The sequence below is a fragment of the Bradyrhizobium sp. 27S5 genome, from assembly GCF_037217225.1.
In the GTDB taxonomy this organism is placed as follows: Bacteria; Pseudomonadota; Alphaproteobacteria; order Rhizobiales; family Xanthobacteraceae; genus Bradyrhizobium; species Bradyrhizobium septentrionale.
Genome location: NZ_CP147714.1, coordinates 7,148,413 through 7,161,916, shown reverse-complemented (window position 1 = coordinate 7,161,916; position 13,504 = coordinate 7,148,413). Strand labels below are relative to the sequence as shown.

At 63.8% G+C, this 13,504-nt stretch carries 16 protein-coding genes and 1 pseudogene; 13 read left to right on the top strand and 4 right to left on the bottom strand.

The window, feature by feature from the left end:
- Positions 1 to 20: 20 nt before the first annotated feature.
- The 8 genes from WDM24_RS33760 (at position 21) to WDM24_RS33725 (ending at position 6,561) form a co-directional block, all read left to right on the top strand.
- On the top strand, positions 21 to 722 hold the full coding sequence (locus WDM24_RS33760; protein ID WP_338828854.1) for an alpha/beta hydrolase: 702 nt from the start codon (positions 21 to 23) through the stop codon (positions 720 to 722).
- 58 nt (positions 723 to 780) lie between these two features.
- On the top strand, positions 781 to 1,236 hold the full coding sequence (locus WDM24_RS33755) for a GatB/YqeY domain-containing protein (RefSeq protein WP_338828853.1): 456 nt from the start codon (positions 781 to 783) through the stop codon (positions 1,234 to 1,236).
- Between the two features lie 117 nt (positions 1,237 to 1,353).
- Positions 1,354 to 1,971 (top strand): GTP cyclohydrolase I FolE, encoded by a 618-nt coding sequence (gene folE, locus WDM24_RS33750; RefSeq protein WP_338828852.1) that lies wholly within the window; start codon positions 1,354 to 1,356, stop codon positions 1,969 to 1,971.
- 26 nt (positions 1,972 to 1,997) lie between these two features.
- Positions 1,998 to 3,518 (top strand): FAD-dependent oxidoreductase, encoded by a 1,521-nt coding sequence (locus WDM24_RS33745; protein ID WP_338828851.1) that lies wholly within the window; start codon positions 1,998 to 2,000, stop codon positions 3,516 to 3,518.
- Positions 3,519 to 3,574: 56 nt separating this feature from the next.
- Positions 3,575 to 5,185 (top strand): acyl-CoA synthetase, encoded by a 1,611-nt coding sequence (locus WDM24_RS33740; protein WP_338828850.1) that lies wholly within the window; start codon positions 3,575 to 3,577, stop codon positions 5,183 to 5,185.
- An 18-nt stretch (positions 5,186 to 5,203) separates the two neighbouring features.
- On the top strand, positions 5,204 to 5,674 hold the full coding sequence (locus WDM24_RS33735) for a MarR family winged helix-turn-helix transcriptional regulator (RefSeq protein ID WP_338828849.1): 471 nt from the start codon (positions 5,204 to 5,206) through the stop codon (positions 5,672 to 5,674).
- 96 nt (positions 5,675 to 5,770) lie between these two features.
- The gene (locus WDM24_RS33730; protein ID WP_338832498.1) at positions 5,771 to 6,124 is read left to right on the top strand and encodes a nuclear transport factor 2 family protein; all 354 of its coding nucleotides are present in this window, start codon (positions 5,771 to 5,773) and stop codon (positions 6,122 to 6,124) included.
- Between the two features lie 2 nt (positions 6,125 to 6,126).
- Positions 6,127 to 6,561 (top strand): hypothetical protein, encoded by a 435-nt coding sequence (locus WDM24_RS33725; protein WP_338828848.1) that lies wholly within the window; start codon positions 6,127 to 6,129, stop codon positions 6,559 to 6,561.
- A gap of 179 nt (positions 6,562 to 6,740) precedes the next feature.
- On the opposite strand, the gene WDM24_RS33720 is transcribed toward WDM24_RS33725, so the two are convergent.
- From WDM24_RS33720 to WDM24_RS33705, 4 genes are read right to left on the bottom strand one after another with little or no spacing between them, the layout of a single operon-like run.
- Positions 6,741 to 7,253, bottom strand: a complete 513-nt coding sequence (locus tag WDM24_RS33720; protein ID WP_338828847.1) for an SRPBCC family protein — start codon at positions 7,251 to 7,253, stop codon at positions 6,741 to 6,743.
- Positions 7,254 to 7,285: 32 nt separating this feature from the next.
- A complete protein-coding gene (locus WDM24_RS33715; protein WP_338828845.1) occupies positions 7,286 to 7,753 on the bottom strand; it encodes an SRPBCC family protein in 468 nt (155 codons plus the stop codon).
- A complete protein-coding gene (locus WDM24_RS33710) occupies positions 7,750 to 8,220 on the bottom strand; it encodes an SRPBCC family protein (protein ID WP_051346425.1) in 471 nt (156 codons plus the stop codon). Before WDM24_RS33710 ends, WDM24_RS33715 begins: the two co-directional genes overlap by 4 nt.
- Positions 8,213 to 8,527: an ArsR/SmtB family transcription factor gene (locus WDM24_RS33705; RefSeq protein ID WP_028333124.1), complete on the bottom strand. Its 315-nt coding sequence runs from the start codon at positions 8,525 to 8,527 to the stop codon at positions 8,213 to 8,215. Before WDM24_RS33705 ends, WDM24_RS33710 begins: the two co-directional genes overlap by 8 nt.
- 120 nt (positions 8,528 to 8,647) lie before the next feature.
- Here WDM24_RS33705 and WDM24_RS33700 point away from each other — a divergent pair, with 120 nt between their 5' ends.
- The 5 genes and pseudogenes from WDM24_RS33700 to WDM24_RS33680 all read left to right on the top strand — a co-directional run bounded on the left by WDM24_RS33700 (position 8,648) and on the right by WDM24_RS33680 (position 13,493).
- Positions 8,648 to 10,090: a hypothetical protein gene (locus WDM24_RS33700; protein ID WP_338828844.1), complete on the top strand. Its 1,443-nt coding sequence runs from the start codon at positions 8,648 to 8,650 to the stop codon at positions 10,088 to 10,090.
- 8 nt (positions 10,091 to 10,098) lie between these two features.
- Entirely contained in the window at positions 10,099 to 10,638 is a 540-nt protein-coding gene (locus WDM24_RS33695; RefSeq protein ID WP_338828843.1) for a hypothetical protein, read from the top strand.
- A 230-nt stretch (positions 10,639 to 10,868) separates the two neighbouring features.
- The gene (locus tag WDM24_RS33690; protein ID WP_029082011.1) at positions 10,869 to 11,486 is read left to right on the top strand and encodes a LysE family translocator; all 618 of its coding nucleotides are present in this window, start codon (positions 10,869 to 10,871) and stop codon (positions 11,484 to 11,486) included.
- Positions 11,487 to 11,561: 75 nt separating this feature from the next.
- Positions 11,562 to 12,545, top strand: a complete 984-nt coding sequence (locus WDM24_RS33685; RefSeq protein ID WP_338828842.1) for a DUF3592 domain-containing protein — start codon at positions 11,562 to 11,564, stop codon at positions 12,543 to 12,545.
- 172 nt (positions 12,546 to 12,717) lie between these two features.
- Positions 12,718 to 13,493, top strand: a pseudogene (locus WDM24_RS33680) (IS5 family transposase).
- Positions 13,494 to 13,504: the final 11 nt, after the last annotated feature.

Genomic DNA, 13,504 nt, shown 5'->3' with positions numbered 1-13,504 from the left:
AACCCAGTCCGGAGCCCCGCATGGACAACACGATGCCGATCCTGCTCGTCCCCGGCCTCATCTGCTCGCCGCGGATTTTTGCCCCGGTTATCCCGGCGCTGTGGCGGTTCGGGCCGGTCACGGTCGCCAACCACGTCAGGGACGACAATATGGGGGCGATCGCCCGCCGCATCCTGGCCGAGGCGCCGCCGCGCTTCGCGCTCGCCGGGCACTCGATGGGCGGCTACATCGCCTTCGAGATCATGCGGCAGGCGCCGGAGCGGGTGGCGAAACTGGCGCTGATGAGCACCCAGGCGCGCGCCGACACGCCGGAAGCAACCGCCCGCCGCCGCGGCATGATCGAGCGTGCCAAAAACGGTCAGTACCGGAGCGTGGTCGACGAGCTGTTTCCCGGCTTCGTGCACCCGTTGCGGCAGGGCGACGCAAACCTCCGCCAGATTGTAAATGACATGAGCGAGGACGTCGGCGCCGAGGCCTTCATCCGCCAGCAAAACGCGGTGCTCGGCCGGCCGGATTCGCGGCCGAGCATGGCCTGGATCAAGTGCCCGACCCTGGTGCTGACATCGGACACCGACAACACCGTTCCGAACGCGCTGTCGGACGAGATGGCCAACGGCATTCCCGGGGCCAAGCTCGTCGTGCTCGCCAATTGCGGTCATCTTCCGCAGTTGGAGCAGCCGCAGGCCTGCGCCGACGCGCTGGTCGAATGGTTGCGCAACTAGGTTGTTCGGCAGCTGCAAACTGCCTACATGAGGGAATTGCCAGTTTAAGGACACCAGGATGCTGCGCGACGACATCAATACTGCGGTCAAGGAAGCGATGAAGGCAAAGGACGAGCGCAAGCTCTCCACGCTGCGCATGGTCAATTCGACCATCAAGAACGCCGATATCGACGCGCGCGGGCAGGGCAAGCCGCCGCTTGCGGACGCCGACCTGCTCGGCCTGTTGCAGAAGATGATCAAGCAGCGCCAGGAGTCGGTCGAGCTCTACGACAAGGGCGGCCGCGCCGAGCTCGCCGCCCAGGAGCGCGAGGAGATCGCGGTGATCTCCGCCTATCTGCCGAAGCAGATGTCCGACGACGACGTGAAGGCCGCGATCTCGGCCATCATCGCCGAGACCGGTGCCGCCGGGATCAAGGACATGGGCAAGGTGATCGGGGCGCTGAAGGCGAAGTATGCCGGCCAGATGGATTTCGGCAAGGCCAGCGGCCTGGTGAAGGCGGCGCTGACGGGCTAGCCGTTCGCCTCATGGCTTGAGGCGCAAGGTGCCGCGGGCCGAATTGCGGGAACCTTTCTGCTGACGGAGCATCTGACGGGCATGACCTCGTGATGACCCCGTGGTGGAAAGGCCCCGATGAACCCGATTGTGCATACGCTGGATCGTGCAAGAGTTGCTCAAGCCAGATCCGAGAAGCCGACCCGGGCCGAAGTCGAGGCCGCAGTCCGCACCATCATCCGCTGGACAGGTGACGATCCTGAGCGGGATGGTTTGCTTGAAACTCCGGCGCGGGTGACGCGTTCGTTCGAGGAATTCTTTGCGGGTTACGATCAGCGCCCCACGGAGATCCTGGAAAAGACTTTCGAGGAGATCGAAGGCTACGACGAAATGATTGCCCTGCGGGGCATCCGCTTCGAGAGCCATTGCGAGCATCATATGGCGCCGATTATCGGTCAGGACTGGGTGGCCTACATCCCGAACGGCCGCGTGGTCGGAATCAGCAAGCTCGCGCGGGTGGTCGACATCTATGCCAGGCGTTTGCAGATTCAGGAAAAGATGACGGCCCAAATCGCCAACACCATCAACGCCGTCTTGAAGCCTCAGGGTGTGGGCGTCATCATCAAGGCGTCGCATCACTGCATGACGACCCGTGGCGTGCACAAACCGGACACCGATCTCGTGACCAGCCGTATGCTGGGTTGCTTTCGCGACAATGCGCTAACCCGCCAGGAATTCCTCGGAATGGCGGTCTAGAGCGTCACAGGGCATGGAGGAATGATATGGCCGATCAGCAAGCCCCTTCCGGTCCGGATTTGACACAAGGCGTGGCACTCTCCGAATTCCCGGGCACGATGTTGCTCGGCCATGTCGGCGACGAGGACGTGCTGCTGGTGCGTTCGGGGGCGGATATCTTCGCCATCGATGCGCATTGCAGCCATTACCACGGCCCGCTCGCCGAAGGCCTGGTGGAGGGCGAGACCGTCCGTTGCCCCTGGCATCACGCCTGTTTTGATGTTCGCACCGGTGAAGCGACCGCCGCGCCTGCCCTCAACGCGCTCGGCGTCTGGAAGGTCGAGCGCGAGGGCGATCGCATCATCGTGCGGGAGAAGCGCGAGCAGCCGAAACCCCGCGTCAAGGCTCCGGTCGATGCGCCCGGCAGGATCGTGATTGTCGGCGGAGGCGCGGCAGGGTTTGCCGCTGCCGAGATGCTGCGACGGCAGGATTATCGGGGCAGCATCGTCATGCTGAGCGGCGAGGCCGCGCCGCCGGTGGATCGGCCGAACCTGTCAAAGGACTTCCTTGCCGGCAGCGCACCGGAAGACTGGCTGCCGCTGAAGCCGGACAGTTTCTATACCGACGCGGCGATCGATCTGAAACTCAGGACCGAGGTCAAGTCGATCGACACCGGCCGCCGCAATGTCGTGCTCGCCGGCGGCGGAGCGCTTCAGTATGACCGGCTGCTGCTGGCGACCGGCGCGGAGCCGGTACGGCTGCCGATCCCGGGCGCGGACCAGCCCCACGTTCATGTGTTGCGCACCGTCGATGATTGCCGGGCGATCATCGCCTCGGCCAGCGGAGCACGCCGCGCGATTGTGATCGGTGCAAGCTTCATCGGGCTCGAGGTTGCGGCCTCGTTGCGCGCGAGGGAGATCGAGGTTCACGTGGTCGGGCTGGAACAGCGGCCGATGGAGCGCGTGCTCGGGCCTGACATGGGCGATTTCGTCCGCGCGCTGCACGAAGAACATGGCGTCGTATTCCACCTCGGTGACACAGTGACCGCGATCGACGGCAAGCGCGCCCGCCTGAAGAGCGGGCCCGTGCTTGATGCCGATCTCGTCGTGGTCGGTGTCGGCGTGAAGCCGCGGCTGGCGCTGGCGGAAGGGGCTGGGCTCGTAATCGATCGCGGCGTGAAAGTGGACGCCTATCTCGAGACCAGTGTTTCCGGCATCTACGCGGCCGGCGATATCGCGCGCTGGCCCGATCGGCACAGCGGCGAGAATATCCGGGTCGAGCACTGGGTGGTGGCTGAGCGCCAGGGCCAGACCGCCGCGCGGAATATGCTTGGGCACCGCGAGGTCTTCGACGCGGTGCCGTTCTTCTGGAGCCAGCATTACGACGTGCCGATCAACTATGTCGGCCATGCCGAGCAGTGGGACGAGATCGCGGTGGACGGCAGCATTGCCGGCAGGGATTGCGTGCTCCGCTACAAGCGCGGCGGGCGCGTGCTCGCAGTCGCGTCGATCTATCGCGACCTCGAAAGCCTCAAGGTCGAGGTCGCAATGGAGCGGGCGGCAGCCTGACGGCTTTCTCCTCAAGGAGGGTTTGTGGTCTGACGGCGATGGTCTAATCTGCCGCCATGCTTCAAGAAGCCAAAACCTACGACGAGCTCTATCGCAACTTCCGCTGGGACGTTCCTGAGCGCTTCAACATGGCGACCGCCTGCTGCGACCGTCATGCCGACGGCACGGGCCGGCTCGCGCTGGTCTATGTCGACGAGGATGGCGGCACCGTGCGCACCTCGTTCGACGCGGTCGCGGAAGCCTCGCGCCGCTTCGCCAACGTGCTGACCGCTGACGGCCTGATGCGTGGCGACCGCGTTGCAGTGTTCCTGTCGCAATCGCTCGAATTGCCGGTCGCGCATCTCGCGGCGTTCCGCGCAGCGATGATCTCGATCCCGCTGTTCGCGCTGTTCGGTGAGGATGCGCTGGAATTCCGGCTCTCGAACTCGGCAGCCAAGGCCATCATCACCGATGAGGCCGGCTGGCAGAAGGTCGCAAAGATCCGCGATCGCCTGCCCGACCTGAAGAGCGTCTACATCGTCGGCGAAAAGACGCCGGCGGGCACAAAATCTTTCTGGGGCGCGATCAAGTCGGCATCTCCCGAGTTTGCCACCGTCGATACGTCGGCCGACGATCCCGCGCTGATCATCTACACCTCGGGCACAACAGGCAATCCGAAGGGCGCGCTGCATGCGCATCGCGTCGTGCTCGGCCATCTGCCCAATGTCGAGATGTGCCACAACTTTCTCCCCAAGCCGGGTGATCTGATGTGGACGCCGGCCGACTGGGCCTGGATTGGCGGCCTGATCAACGGCCTGTTCGCGTTCTGGTACCATGGCATCCCGATGGTCGGTCACCGCGCCCGCAAGTTCGAGCCGCAGGCGGCGATGCAGATGATGGCCGAACTCGGCATCCGCAACGTGTTCCTGCCGCCGACCGCGCTGAAGCTGATGCGGCAGGCCGATGTGAAAAACTCGGGCGTCAAGCTGCGCAGCATCTTCACCGGCGGCGAGTCGCTCGGCGGCGAATTGCTTGGCTGGGTGCGCGATACCTTCGGCATCGATGCCCACGAGGTGTTCGGGCAGACCGAATGCAATCTCGTGATCGGCAGCAACTCCAACCTGTTTCCGATCCGCCCGGGCTCGATGGGTCGCGCCACGCCGGGCTTCGACGTCCGCATCGTCAACGACAAGGGCGAGGAATTGCCGCGGGGACAGCGCGGCATCATCGGCGTGCGCCAGCCGTGCCCCTGCACCATGATCGAGTACTGGCGCAATCCGGAGGCGACGCGTAAGAAATATGCCGGCGAATTCCTTTTGACCGGCGATCTCGGCGTGCAGGACGAAGACGGCTATTTCTGGTATGTCAGCCGCGAGGATGACGTGATCACCACAGCGGGCTATCGCGTCGGTCCGTCCGAGATCGAGCACACGCTGATGAAGCATCCGGCCGTCGCGATGTCTGCGGTGGTCGGCATCCCCGATCCGATCCGCACCGAATCGATCAAGGCCTGGATCGTGCTTCGCCCGGGCTACGCGCCGAGCGACACACTGGCGCGCGAGATCCAGGAGTTCGTCAAGATCCAGCTCGCCGCCCACGAATATCCGCGCTTCGTGCAGTTCGCCGACAGCCTGCCGATGACGGCGACGGGAAAAGTCCTGCGAAGGGAATTGCGGGCGCTGGGCTAAGTTCGGTTCGGGGGACCAATGAAGAAAGCCGCCACGCGCGCCGCGGGCTTGCATCGCGCCTCGCTCGAGAAGGTCCACGATTTGGACGCCGCGCTGGAGCTGATGTATTACGGCTGGCGCGGGATGACGCTGTCGGCCGACCAGTATCTTGCCACGCTTGGCCTGTCGCGCCCGCACCACCGCATTCTCTACGTCGTTGCGCGACAACCCGACATCTCGATCGGCTCGTTGATCGACGTTCTCGGCATTTCCAAGCAGGCCTTGAACCGGCCGCTCGGCCTGTTGCTGCAGCGTGAACTCGTGACGTCGAAACGGTCGGCGGAGCAGCATCGCTCCAAATTGCTGCGCCTGACGCCGGCCGGACAACGCATCGAGCAGCGCGCATCCGGCTATGAGCGCAAGGTGATGCGTGAGGCGTTCGACCGTGTCGGCCAGTCTGGCGCCGCCGCCTGGATGGCCGTGATGGAGGCCATCGCCGACAGCCACTGATCGTCCATCAGGTCAACGTAGTTGACGTGAGGATGGCTCCATGTCACTCTCCTGCCGGAAGCAGCGGAGGAGGGTGGAGACGTGGGCGAACAGGCAATGGATCGGGCGGCGGCCGGACGCTTTGTCGAGGCATGGTGCGCCAACTGGTGCAAGGTCGATATCGACGCCGTCGTCGCGCACTTCGCCGAAAACGCCGAGATGCGCAGCCCCCTGGCACTTAAATTGACGGATTCCCCAGTGGTTGCCGGCGCAGAGAACATTCGCGCCTACTGGCGTCAGGCTTATGGAAGCATCGAGAGCGCAGACCTGAAGATCCTGAACTGGAGCTGGGACGACACCATCGCGCGGCTGACGGTGTGGTGGCAATTGGGCGACACGCGCGCCAGCGAGTTCATGGACTTCGACGATGCCGGCCGTGTGGTGCGCAGCGAAGCGTTCTACGGAAAATAGCCATGCGATTTGCGGATTTCGTCCTGCTGCTCAACGCACTCTGGTTCGGCGGCGCATTCATCCAGTTCAGCATTGCCCAGGGCAATACGCTGAAGATCCTGGTGCCGCGGCAGGAGCGTGCAAATCCGATCGCGCCAACCCTGTCGGCCAGCGTGGCGTTCCTCGGCGGGATCAATCTGCCGATCGGGCTGCTGTCGCTGTATCTCCTCGCGGCGAGGCCGCCATTCTTCCAGGCCGGCGACGCGCAGCTCGCGCTGTTCCTGTTCTTTGCCGCGTGTCACTTCAGCCAGTTCGCCTACAACCTTCCGGTCCTGATGCGCGGCGGACGCGTCGGGGTGGCATATTGGCCCGTGCTGACCGGCCCGATGCTGAGGATTTTCGTCATCGATGCGACGCTGTTCGTGGTCAATCTCGTCGTTGCTCTCCTGCTCGTGTAGCGATTGTTGCGGCTCGAGCTGCGGATGCTGGATGGATTTCTCCACCGTCGTCCCGGCGAAAGCCGGGACCCATAACCACAAATGCTTGTGTTGCGCGACGCTGTTGCCCCAGCGAACTCTGACCACCTAGGGCGGTGATAATGGGTCCCGGCCTTCGCCGGGACGACGGCGGAGTATGTTCACGGCAGCGCGATTCCCAATTCCTTCAGCGCGGCCATCATGCGTTGCGGGGGCTGCATCGGGATCACCATGGCCTTGCCGGTTTCCAGCAGGCTCTTCAGGCTGGAGAGGATCGCCGGCCAGCCGGTGCGGCCGCCTTCGAGGATGTCGTCGCTGATCGGGCGGTCATGCGATTGCAGCAAGGTCAGCTTCACGCCGTCGCCGGCTGGCTCGATCTCGTAGGTGACGAGTGTCGGCCCGAGCTTTTCGACCAGCTGTGGCCAGTTGACGTTGAAGGTGACGGTCAGCCGCTTCAGCGGATCGATTTCGATCACTTCGCCCGAGATATGCAGCGCGCCGTCAGGCGTGCGCACGATGTAGGCGCCGCCGACCCGCAGATCGACCTCGACCGCGTGGCCGGAGAAGTATTGCCGGCTGAACTCGGCCTGGGTGAGTGCCTGCCACACCTTCTCGGGCGTGGCGGCGATGTAAATCGCATAGACGATCGCCGGCTTGAATTTTTCGACGTTCATGTCCGCACGTGTCCTTCGATAGATTCTCATGGTCACTCGAAGCCCTCGATCCCGAGCGCCTCCGGCGGAATCGGTGACACCTTGCCGGTCTCGAGCAGGCTCTTGAGCCCGGACAGGATCGCAGGCCAACCCTTGGAGATAGCGACGAGCAGTTTGCTGCCGGCGGAGAAGCCTTCGTGGGTTACGGTCAACTTCACGAGATCGCCGAACGGCTGCAGGATGAAGACGACTTTCGTCGCCGGCTCGTCGCGCATGCCGTCGAACATCTCGTGCTTGAACGTATAAGACAGCCGCCGCGGCCGGTCCGCCTCGAGGATCTTGCCGGTGTCGGTGATCTTGCCGCTCATCACCAATGCGAACGGCGAGCCAACCTTCCAATCGGATCGGACCTCGGTGTCGAACCAGTATTGCCTGGTGAACGCGCTGTCGGTCAGCGCATCCCAGAGCTTGTCCGGCGTGGTCTCGATATAGGTGACGTAAACGAATTCGGGCCTGCTCATTGCGCTTGCTCCGTCGTTGCCTCGTTCTCATACCAGGGCGCATGCAGCACCCGGCCGCACTCGACGTAGCTCTTCAGGCTCGACAGGATCAGCGGCCAACCGAGGCTGATCTTTTCGAGCGCCACGCTGCCGGGTTCGAAGCGGTCATGGATCACCGTGAGCCTGACTTGATCTCTCTGGCGTTCCAGCTCGAAGGTAACCCGTGAAGCCTTGCCGCCGTCGGAGCCGTCATGGGCAAGGAACGAATAGGACAGCCGCCTCGGCGGATCGTATTCGAGCACCTCGCCGGTGATTTCCTTGTTGTGCCGGGGCATCCGGATCGCGAATGGCGAGCCGATCTTCCAGTCCGAGACGACGGAGCTGCCGTGCCAGTACTGTTCCGACATTTTGGCGTCGGTCAGCGCGGCGAACACCTGCTCCGGTGTTGAGGCGATATAGATGGTGTAGACGAATTCCGGCTTACTCATCACGCTTCTCCAACTGTCTTTTCAATTCGCTGAGCGCGGCAAGTTTCCCGCGCTCGAACTTCCTGATCCACCGCTCGCCGATCTGATGGATCGGAACCGGGTTGAGGTAATGCAGCTTCTCGCGGCCATGCCTGATCGTGGTGACGAGGTTGGCCTCCTCGAGAATCACAAGGTGCTTGGTCACGGCCTGACGCGTCATGTCGAGGCCGTCGCAGAGCTCGCCGAGCGTCTGCCCGTTCTGATCGTGAAGCCGGTCAAGCAGCGTCCGCCGTGAGGCATCCGCGAGGGCTTTGAAGACTTCATCCATGGGTCGGATAATACGCAACCAAATGGTTGCATGTCAAGAGCGTGTGTTTGGGCGGTCATTTCGCCGTGCTATCGTCACTGCCAGCCAACGCAGATTGGCAGGGAATACGGGGTGGTGTGCATGGGTGGTCGCGTTACGGCAGTTTGCTGCACGTTTGTTCTTGTCCTGCTCGCAAATGCTGCGGGCGCCCAGCAGCCGAAGATCGGCGACCCGCCCGAAGCCTCCAATATGAGGCTGGTTGGAACCAGCGATTTGCAGGCGCGCAGCGCCTATCAGCCGACCATTCATCATCAGGGCGACAGGTGGATCGCCTATATCGGCCATCACGGCGGTACCGACGACATTTCCGATCCGGTCAATCCGATGACCGGCAAGGCCGAGCCGAGCGGCACCTCGATCGTCGACGTCACCGATCCCGCGCATCCGAAATATCTGCGGCACATTCCTGGGCAGGAAGGCAAATACGAATCCGGCGGCGCGCAGATGGTGCGGATCTGCGACGGCAAGGATCTGCCGAAGGGCGATCGCAACGCGGTCTACATGCTGCGTACCTTCGGCAGCGAGGCGCATGAGATCTGGAACGTCGCCGATCCCGCCAATCCCGTGCTCGTGACCCGGATCGGCGGGCTGAAGGACACGCACAAGAATTTCTGGGAATGCGGCACCGGCATTGCCTTCCTGGTGTCGGGTGCGCCGGACTGGCGCACCCGGCGGATGACGCAGGTCTACGATCTCTCCGATCCCGCGCAGCCTAAGAAGATCAGGGATTTTGGCCTGCCCGGGCAAGAGCCGGGCGCCACCGGCGCGGTGCCGACCGAGCTGCACGGGCCGATCTCGACCGGGCCGACGGGCAACCGCGTCTATTTCGGCTACGGCACCAACAAGGGCGGTTTCCTGCAGATCGTCGACCGCGACAAGCTGTTGAACGGACCGAAAGAGCCGACGCCGGACAATCTGAAATTTCCGGAGATCGCGCGGATGCCGCTGTCGGCGATGAATGGCGCACACACGGTGTTCCCGATGCCTGGCATGCCGATCGCCGAGTTCGCGCACGACAAGGACGGCAGCACCCGCGACATCGTGATGATCGTCGACGAGGCGATCCAGAACGAGTGCGGCGAGGCGCGGCAGATGGTGTGGTTCGCCGATGTCACCACCGAGGCGCGGCCGATGCTGATCTCGAGCTACACGGTGCCGGAGGCCTCCGGCTCGTTCTGCGAGCGTGGCGGCCGGTTCGGCTCGCATTCGTCGAACGAGAGCATGGCGCCGGTCTATTACAAGAAGCTGGCCTTCATCGCCTTCTTCAACGCCGGCGTCCGCGCGCTCGATATCCGCGATCCCTATCACCCCAAGGAAGTCGGCTATTTCATCCCGTCGATCACTGCCGCGACCGACAAGCGCTGCGTCACCGTCGACGGCAAGGAGCGCTGCAAGGTCGCGATCCAGACCAACAATGTCGAGACCGACGAGCGCGGCTATATCTACGCGGTCGACCGCGCCAACACCGGTCTGCACATTCTCGAACTGACCGGCGAGGCGCGCGCTATCGCCGGTCCGCCGTGAGCGCGATGATGCGCCGGTGGCCGGTCATCGCGGCGATGTTCCTGGCGCTCGGCGGCCTCTCGGCCGTGGCGGGCTACGAAATGGCACCGCCGCGGGCAGCCGCGTGGCGCGAGATCGCCTGGCCGTTCCCGCGCGACGGCTGGCCTGCCGGCCGTGCCTTCCGTTGCGGCGTGGCGGAGTGCGGCGCCGACGTCGAGGTCTATCTCAGGCCAAAACTCGGCTTCTGCAACTGCGACAGCAACGTCGCCGATGACGACGAGGTCGACCGGGTTTCCGATGTCGACATGATCAGCCCGCGCTTCGTGCCGCTGCAGGCGGGCGATGTCGTTGATGTCGCCGACATGCCGGGACGGATCAGGGCCTATGATATCGAGATGCCCGATGGGAGACGCACCGCGATCGGCATCGCGGCCTCGCATCGTTGCGATCTGATGGCGGTGGCGGCGCAGGGCAGCGGCGATGCCGCACGGGTGCGGCGGGCGACGTTGAAGTTTCTGGAGTCGCGCGAAGTCCGGAAATGGATGACTGCCGCGATGGAGGGACGTTGAGCGTAGCGTGCGTCTTTCTTACCTCGCCCCGCTTGCGGGGAGAGGTCGGATCGCATCGACAGATGCGATCCGGGTGAGGGGGTACAGGTCTCTCGGTCTGCACCGCCTGGCGGAGAGAGCCCCTCACCCCAGCCCTCTCCCCGTGAAGGACGGGGAGAGGGAGCGACAGTGCCGCTTCCATCCACTTCCTCCACATGCATAATGTCTAGGAAAGAACAAACGAGCTCCCCATGTCCCTGCAAGCCTATTTCGCCTTCGTCGCCGCCTGCATGGCGCTGGCGCTGTTGCCCGGTCCGATCGTCACGATGGTGATCGCCAACGGCCTGCGTTACGGCACGCGCGCCGCGCTTACCAATGTGCTGGGCGCCCAGGTCGGCCTCGCGATCGTGATCGGCATCGTCGCGGTCGGCCTGACCTCGCTGATGGCGACGATGGGGTACTGGTTCGACTGGGTGCGCTTTGCCGGCGCGGCCTATCTGGTCTGGCTCGGCATCAAGCTGATCCGTTCACCGGTCGAGGGCGTCGGCACCGACGAGACGCCGCCACCGCCGCGCGGCGGCTTCTTCCTGCAGGGCTTTCTGGTGCTGCTCTCGAACCCGAAAGTCCTGGTGTTCTTCGGCGCCTTCATTCCGCAGTTCATGGACATGGACAAGCCGCACATTCCGCAGGTGGCGCTGCTCGGCGTCACCTTCATGGCAACCGCCGTGCTGACCGACGCCGCCTACGCGCTGGCGGCCGGCCGCGCCCGAAAGTTCTTCTCGAAGGAGCGGACGCGGTTGATGTCGCGCATCTCCGGCGGCTTCATGATCGGCGGCGGCATCTGGCTGGCGCTGACCCGGGCCCGATAAACCTCGCCGGCTGGTTGAACCCTTCACAGGGGTGGCGCGTCAAACCGGCGCTGCCTCCGAGGAAGGACCCCTCCCGTGCCCGATTTGCCCTGGTTTGTTTATGCGATGCTGCTCGCGCCGCTCGGGCTGATCCTGATCGCCGCCGCCGTCAAGACCTGGCAGGTGCGCGAGGCGAGGGGCTGGCCGGACACATCGGGCAAGGTCGTGACCGCGGCCGCGGAGGTACGCGAGGTCAGGGTCTCCGACGACGAGCGCGAGGACGGCTATCGGATGGAGCAGCGCAACTTCGCCAACGTGGTCTACGAATACCAGGTGGACGGCAGGAAGCTGCGCAACAACCGCGTCAGCATCGGGGAGGACCTCGGCAATTTCCAGGTTGCGGAGACACTGGCGAAGTATCCGGCCGGCAGTATCGTGACCGTCTACTACAATCCGCGCCATCCCGATCAGGCGGTGCTGGAGCGTGATCTGCCGAAGGGCATCTGGGGATGTCTGGGCATCGGCAGTGCGATCGTGCTCGCGATCGTGTTCGGCTCGGCTTTCGGTCTCAACCGGATCCACGATGTTCTCTCGCACCACATGGCGCGGCCCGACTTGTCGGGGATGGTGATCGGCTTCGGTGCGTTCGGCTTCGTCGTCGGGCTGTTTGCGCTCGCCGTGCGTCGGCAGGCGTCGATGGCGAGCCACTGGCCGGTGGTATCAGGCATTATCCATTTGTCCGAGATGGAGGAGTATCGTGGCGCTGCACCCGAAGGCGACGGGCGCGGGATGGAGATGTTCGGCAAGCGCGTGTCCTACACTTACACCTACGAGAACGTCAGCTACACCAACGAATGCGCGCGCGTCGGCGCGGAGTCCGCCGCGAGTTCGAACAAGATGCTGCAGCGCCTGATGTCGCGCTACCAGGACGGTGCCGCCGTCGAGGTCCACGTCAATCCCGCCAATCCCGCCGAAGCGTCGCTCGACGCGCGCGGCGACGGCCGGCTCGTCTGGGTGCTGTGGACCATCGCAGGACTCTTTTTCGCGGCCGCGCTGTTTGCTGCCACCCGTGGCGGCTAGAGCGTTTTCGAGCGAAGTGGACACCGGTTCGCGTGAAGAAAACGCGTCAAAACAAGAATCTAGAGCTTCGGTTCTGATTCAATCAGAACCGAAATGCTCCTAGGTGGTGTGGACTCTAAGGATTCCCTTTTAGGAGCAAATCAGATTCAAGGCTGCTTTTGGGGAGGCCGCCTTGGGTGTGATGGACCGTTTGGTATTGAGCGACGCGGCGTGGGAGCGGATAGCGCCGCTGATCATAGGGCGCCCCGATCAGAAGGGCTCCACCGGGCGCGACAACCGGATGTTCGTGGAAGGTGTGCTGTGGATCGTGCGTACGGGGTCTCCCTGGCGCGATCTTCCGGAGGTGTTTGGGGACTGGAACAGCGTGTTCCGGCGCTTCAGTCGATGGAGCATCAAGGGTGTTTGGTGGCGGATCTTCGAGGCGATGTCCGATGATCCGGACTTCGAATATCTGATCGTCGATTCCACCATTGTTCGGGCGCATCAGCACGCCGCCGGCGCCAAAAAGGGGGGGCTGAAGATCAAGCGGAAGATCAAGCGATCGGCCGCTCGCGCGGCGGCCTGAGCACCAAGATACATATGGCCGTTCGAGGCTTGGGATGTCCGGTGCGGTTCACGCTTACCGCAGGTCAGAAGGGCGATGCACCGCAAGCCGCCGCATTGATCGAAGGCTTATCCGCCGAGGTCGTCATGGCCGATACGGCCTATGACGCCGATCACTTGCGCCAAGCCATCGCCGCCAAAGGCGCGCTCGCCGTGATCCCCAACAACCCGTCACGGGCGCTCAAATATCCACTCGACAAGCATTTCTATGCCCAGCGTCATCTCGTCGAATGCTGCTTCTCAAAGCTCAAGCAGTTCCGCCGCGTTGCAACCCGCTTCGAAAAGACCGCCCGAAATTACCTGGCCGTCGTCACTCTCGCAGCCATCGTCTTATGGATGCGATAAGTGTCCACACC

Excerpts from the sequence above, each read along its gene's own strand:
- WDM24_RS33760 (WP_338828854.1), top strand. The coding sequence starts at position 21 with ATGGACAACACGATGCCGATCCTGCTCGTCCCCGGCCTCATCTGCTCG.
- WDM24_RS33755 (WP_338828853.1), top strand. The coding sequence starts at position 781 with ATGCTGCGCGACGACATCAATACTGCGGTCAAGGAAGCGATGAAGGCA.
- folE (WP_338828852.1), top strand. The coding sequence starts at position 1,354 with ATGAACCCGATTGTGCATACGCTGGATCGTGCAAGAGTTGCTCAAGCC.
- WDM24_RS33745 (WP_338828851.1), top strand. The coding sequence starts at position 1,998 with ATGGCCGATCAGCAAGCCCCTTCCGGTCCGGATTTGACACAAGGCGTG.
- WDM24_RS33740 (WP_338828850.1), top strand. The coding sequence starts at position 3,575 with ATGCTTCAAGAAGCCAAAACCTACGACGAGCTCTATCGCAACTTCCGC.
- WDM24_RS33735 (WP_338828849.1), top strand. The coding sequence starts at position 5,204 with ATGAAGAAAGCCGCCACGCGCGCCGCGGGCTTGCATCGCGCCTCGCTC.
- WDM24_RS33730 (WP_338832498.1), top strand. The coding sequence starts at position 5,771 with ATGGATCGGGCGGCGGCCGGACGCTTTGTCGAGGCATGGTGCGCCAAC.
- WDM24_RS33725 (WP_338828848.1), top strand. The coding sequence starts at position 6,127 with ATGCGATTTGCGGATTTCGTCCTGCTGCTCAACGCACTCTGGTTCGGC.
- WDM24_RS33720 (WP_338828847.1), bottom strand. The coding sequence starts at position 7,253 with ATGAACGTCGAAAAATTCAAGCCGGCGATCGTCTATGCGATTTACATC.
- WDM24_RS33715 (WP_338828845.1), bottom strand. The coding sequence starts at position 7,753 with ATGAGCAGGCCCGAATTCGTTTACGTCACCTATATCGAGACCACGCCG.
- WDM24_RS33710 (WP_051346425.1), bottom strand. The coding sequence starts at position 8,220 with ATGAGTAAGCCGGAATTCGTCTACACCATCTATATCGCCTCAACACCG.
- WDM24_RS33705 (WP_028333124.1), bottom strand. The coding sequence starts at position 8,527 with ATGGATGAAGTCTTCAAAGCCCTCGCGGATGCCTCACGGCGGACGCTG.
- WDM24_RS33700 (WP_338828844.1), top strand. The coding sequence starts at position 8,648 with ATGGGTGGTCGCGTTACGGCAGTTTGCTGCACGTTTGTTCTTGTCCTG.
- WDM24_RS33695 (WP_338828843.1), top strand. The coding sequence starts at position 10,099 with ATGCGCCGGTGGCCGGTCATCGCGGCGATGTTCCTGGCGCTCGGCGGC.
- WDM24_RS33690 (WP_029082011.1), top strand. The coding sequence starts at position 10,869 with ATGTCCCTGCAAGCCTATTTCGCCTTCGTCGCCGCCTGCATGGCGCTG.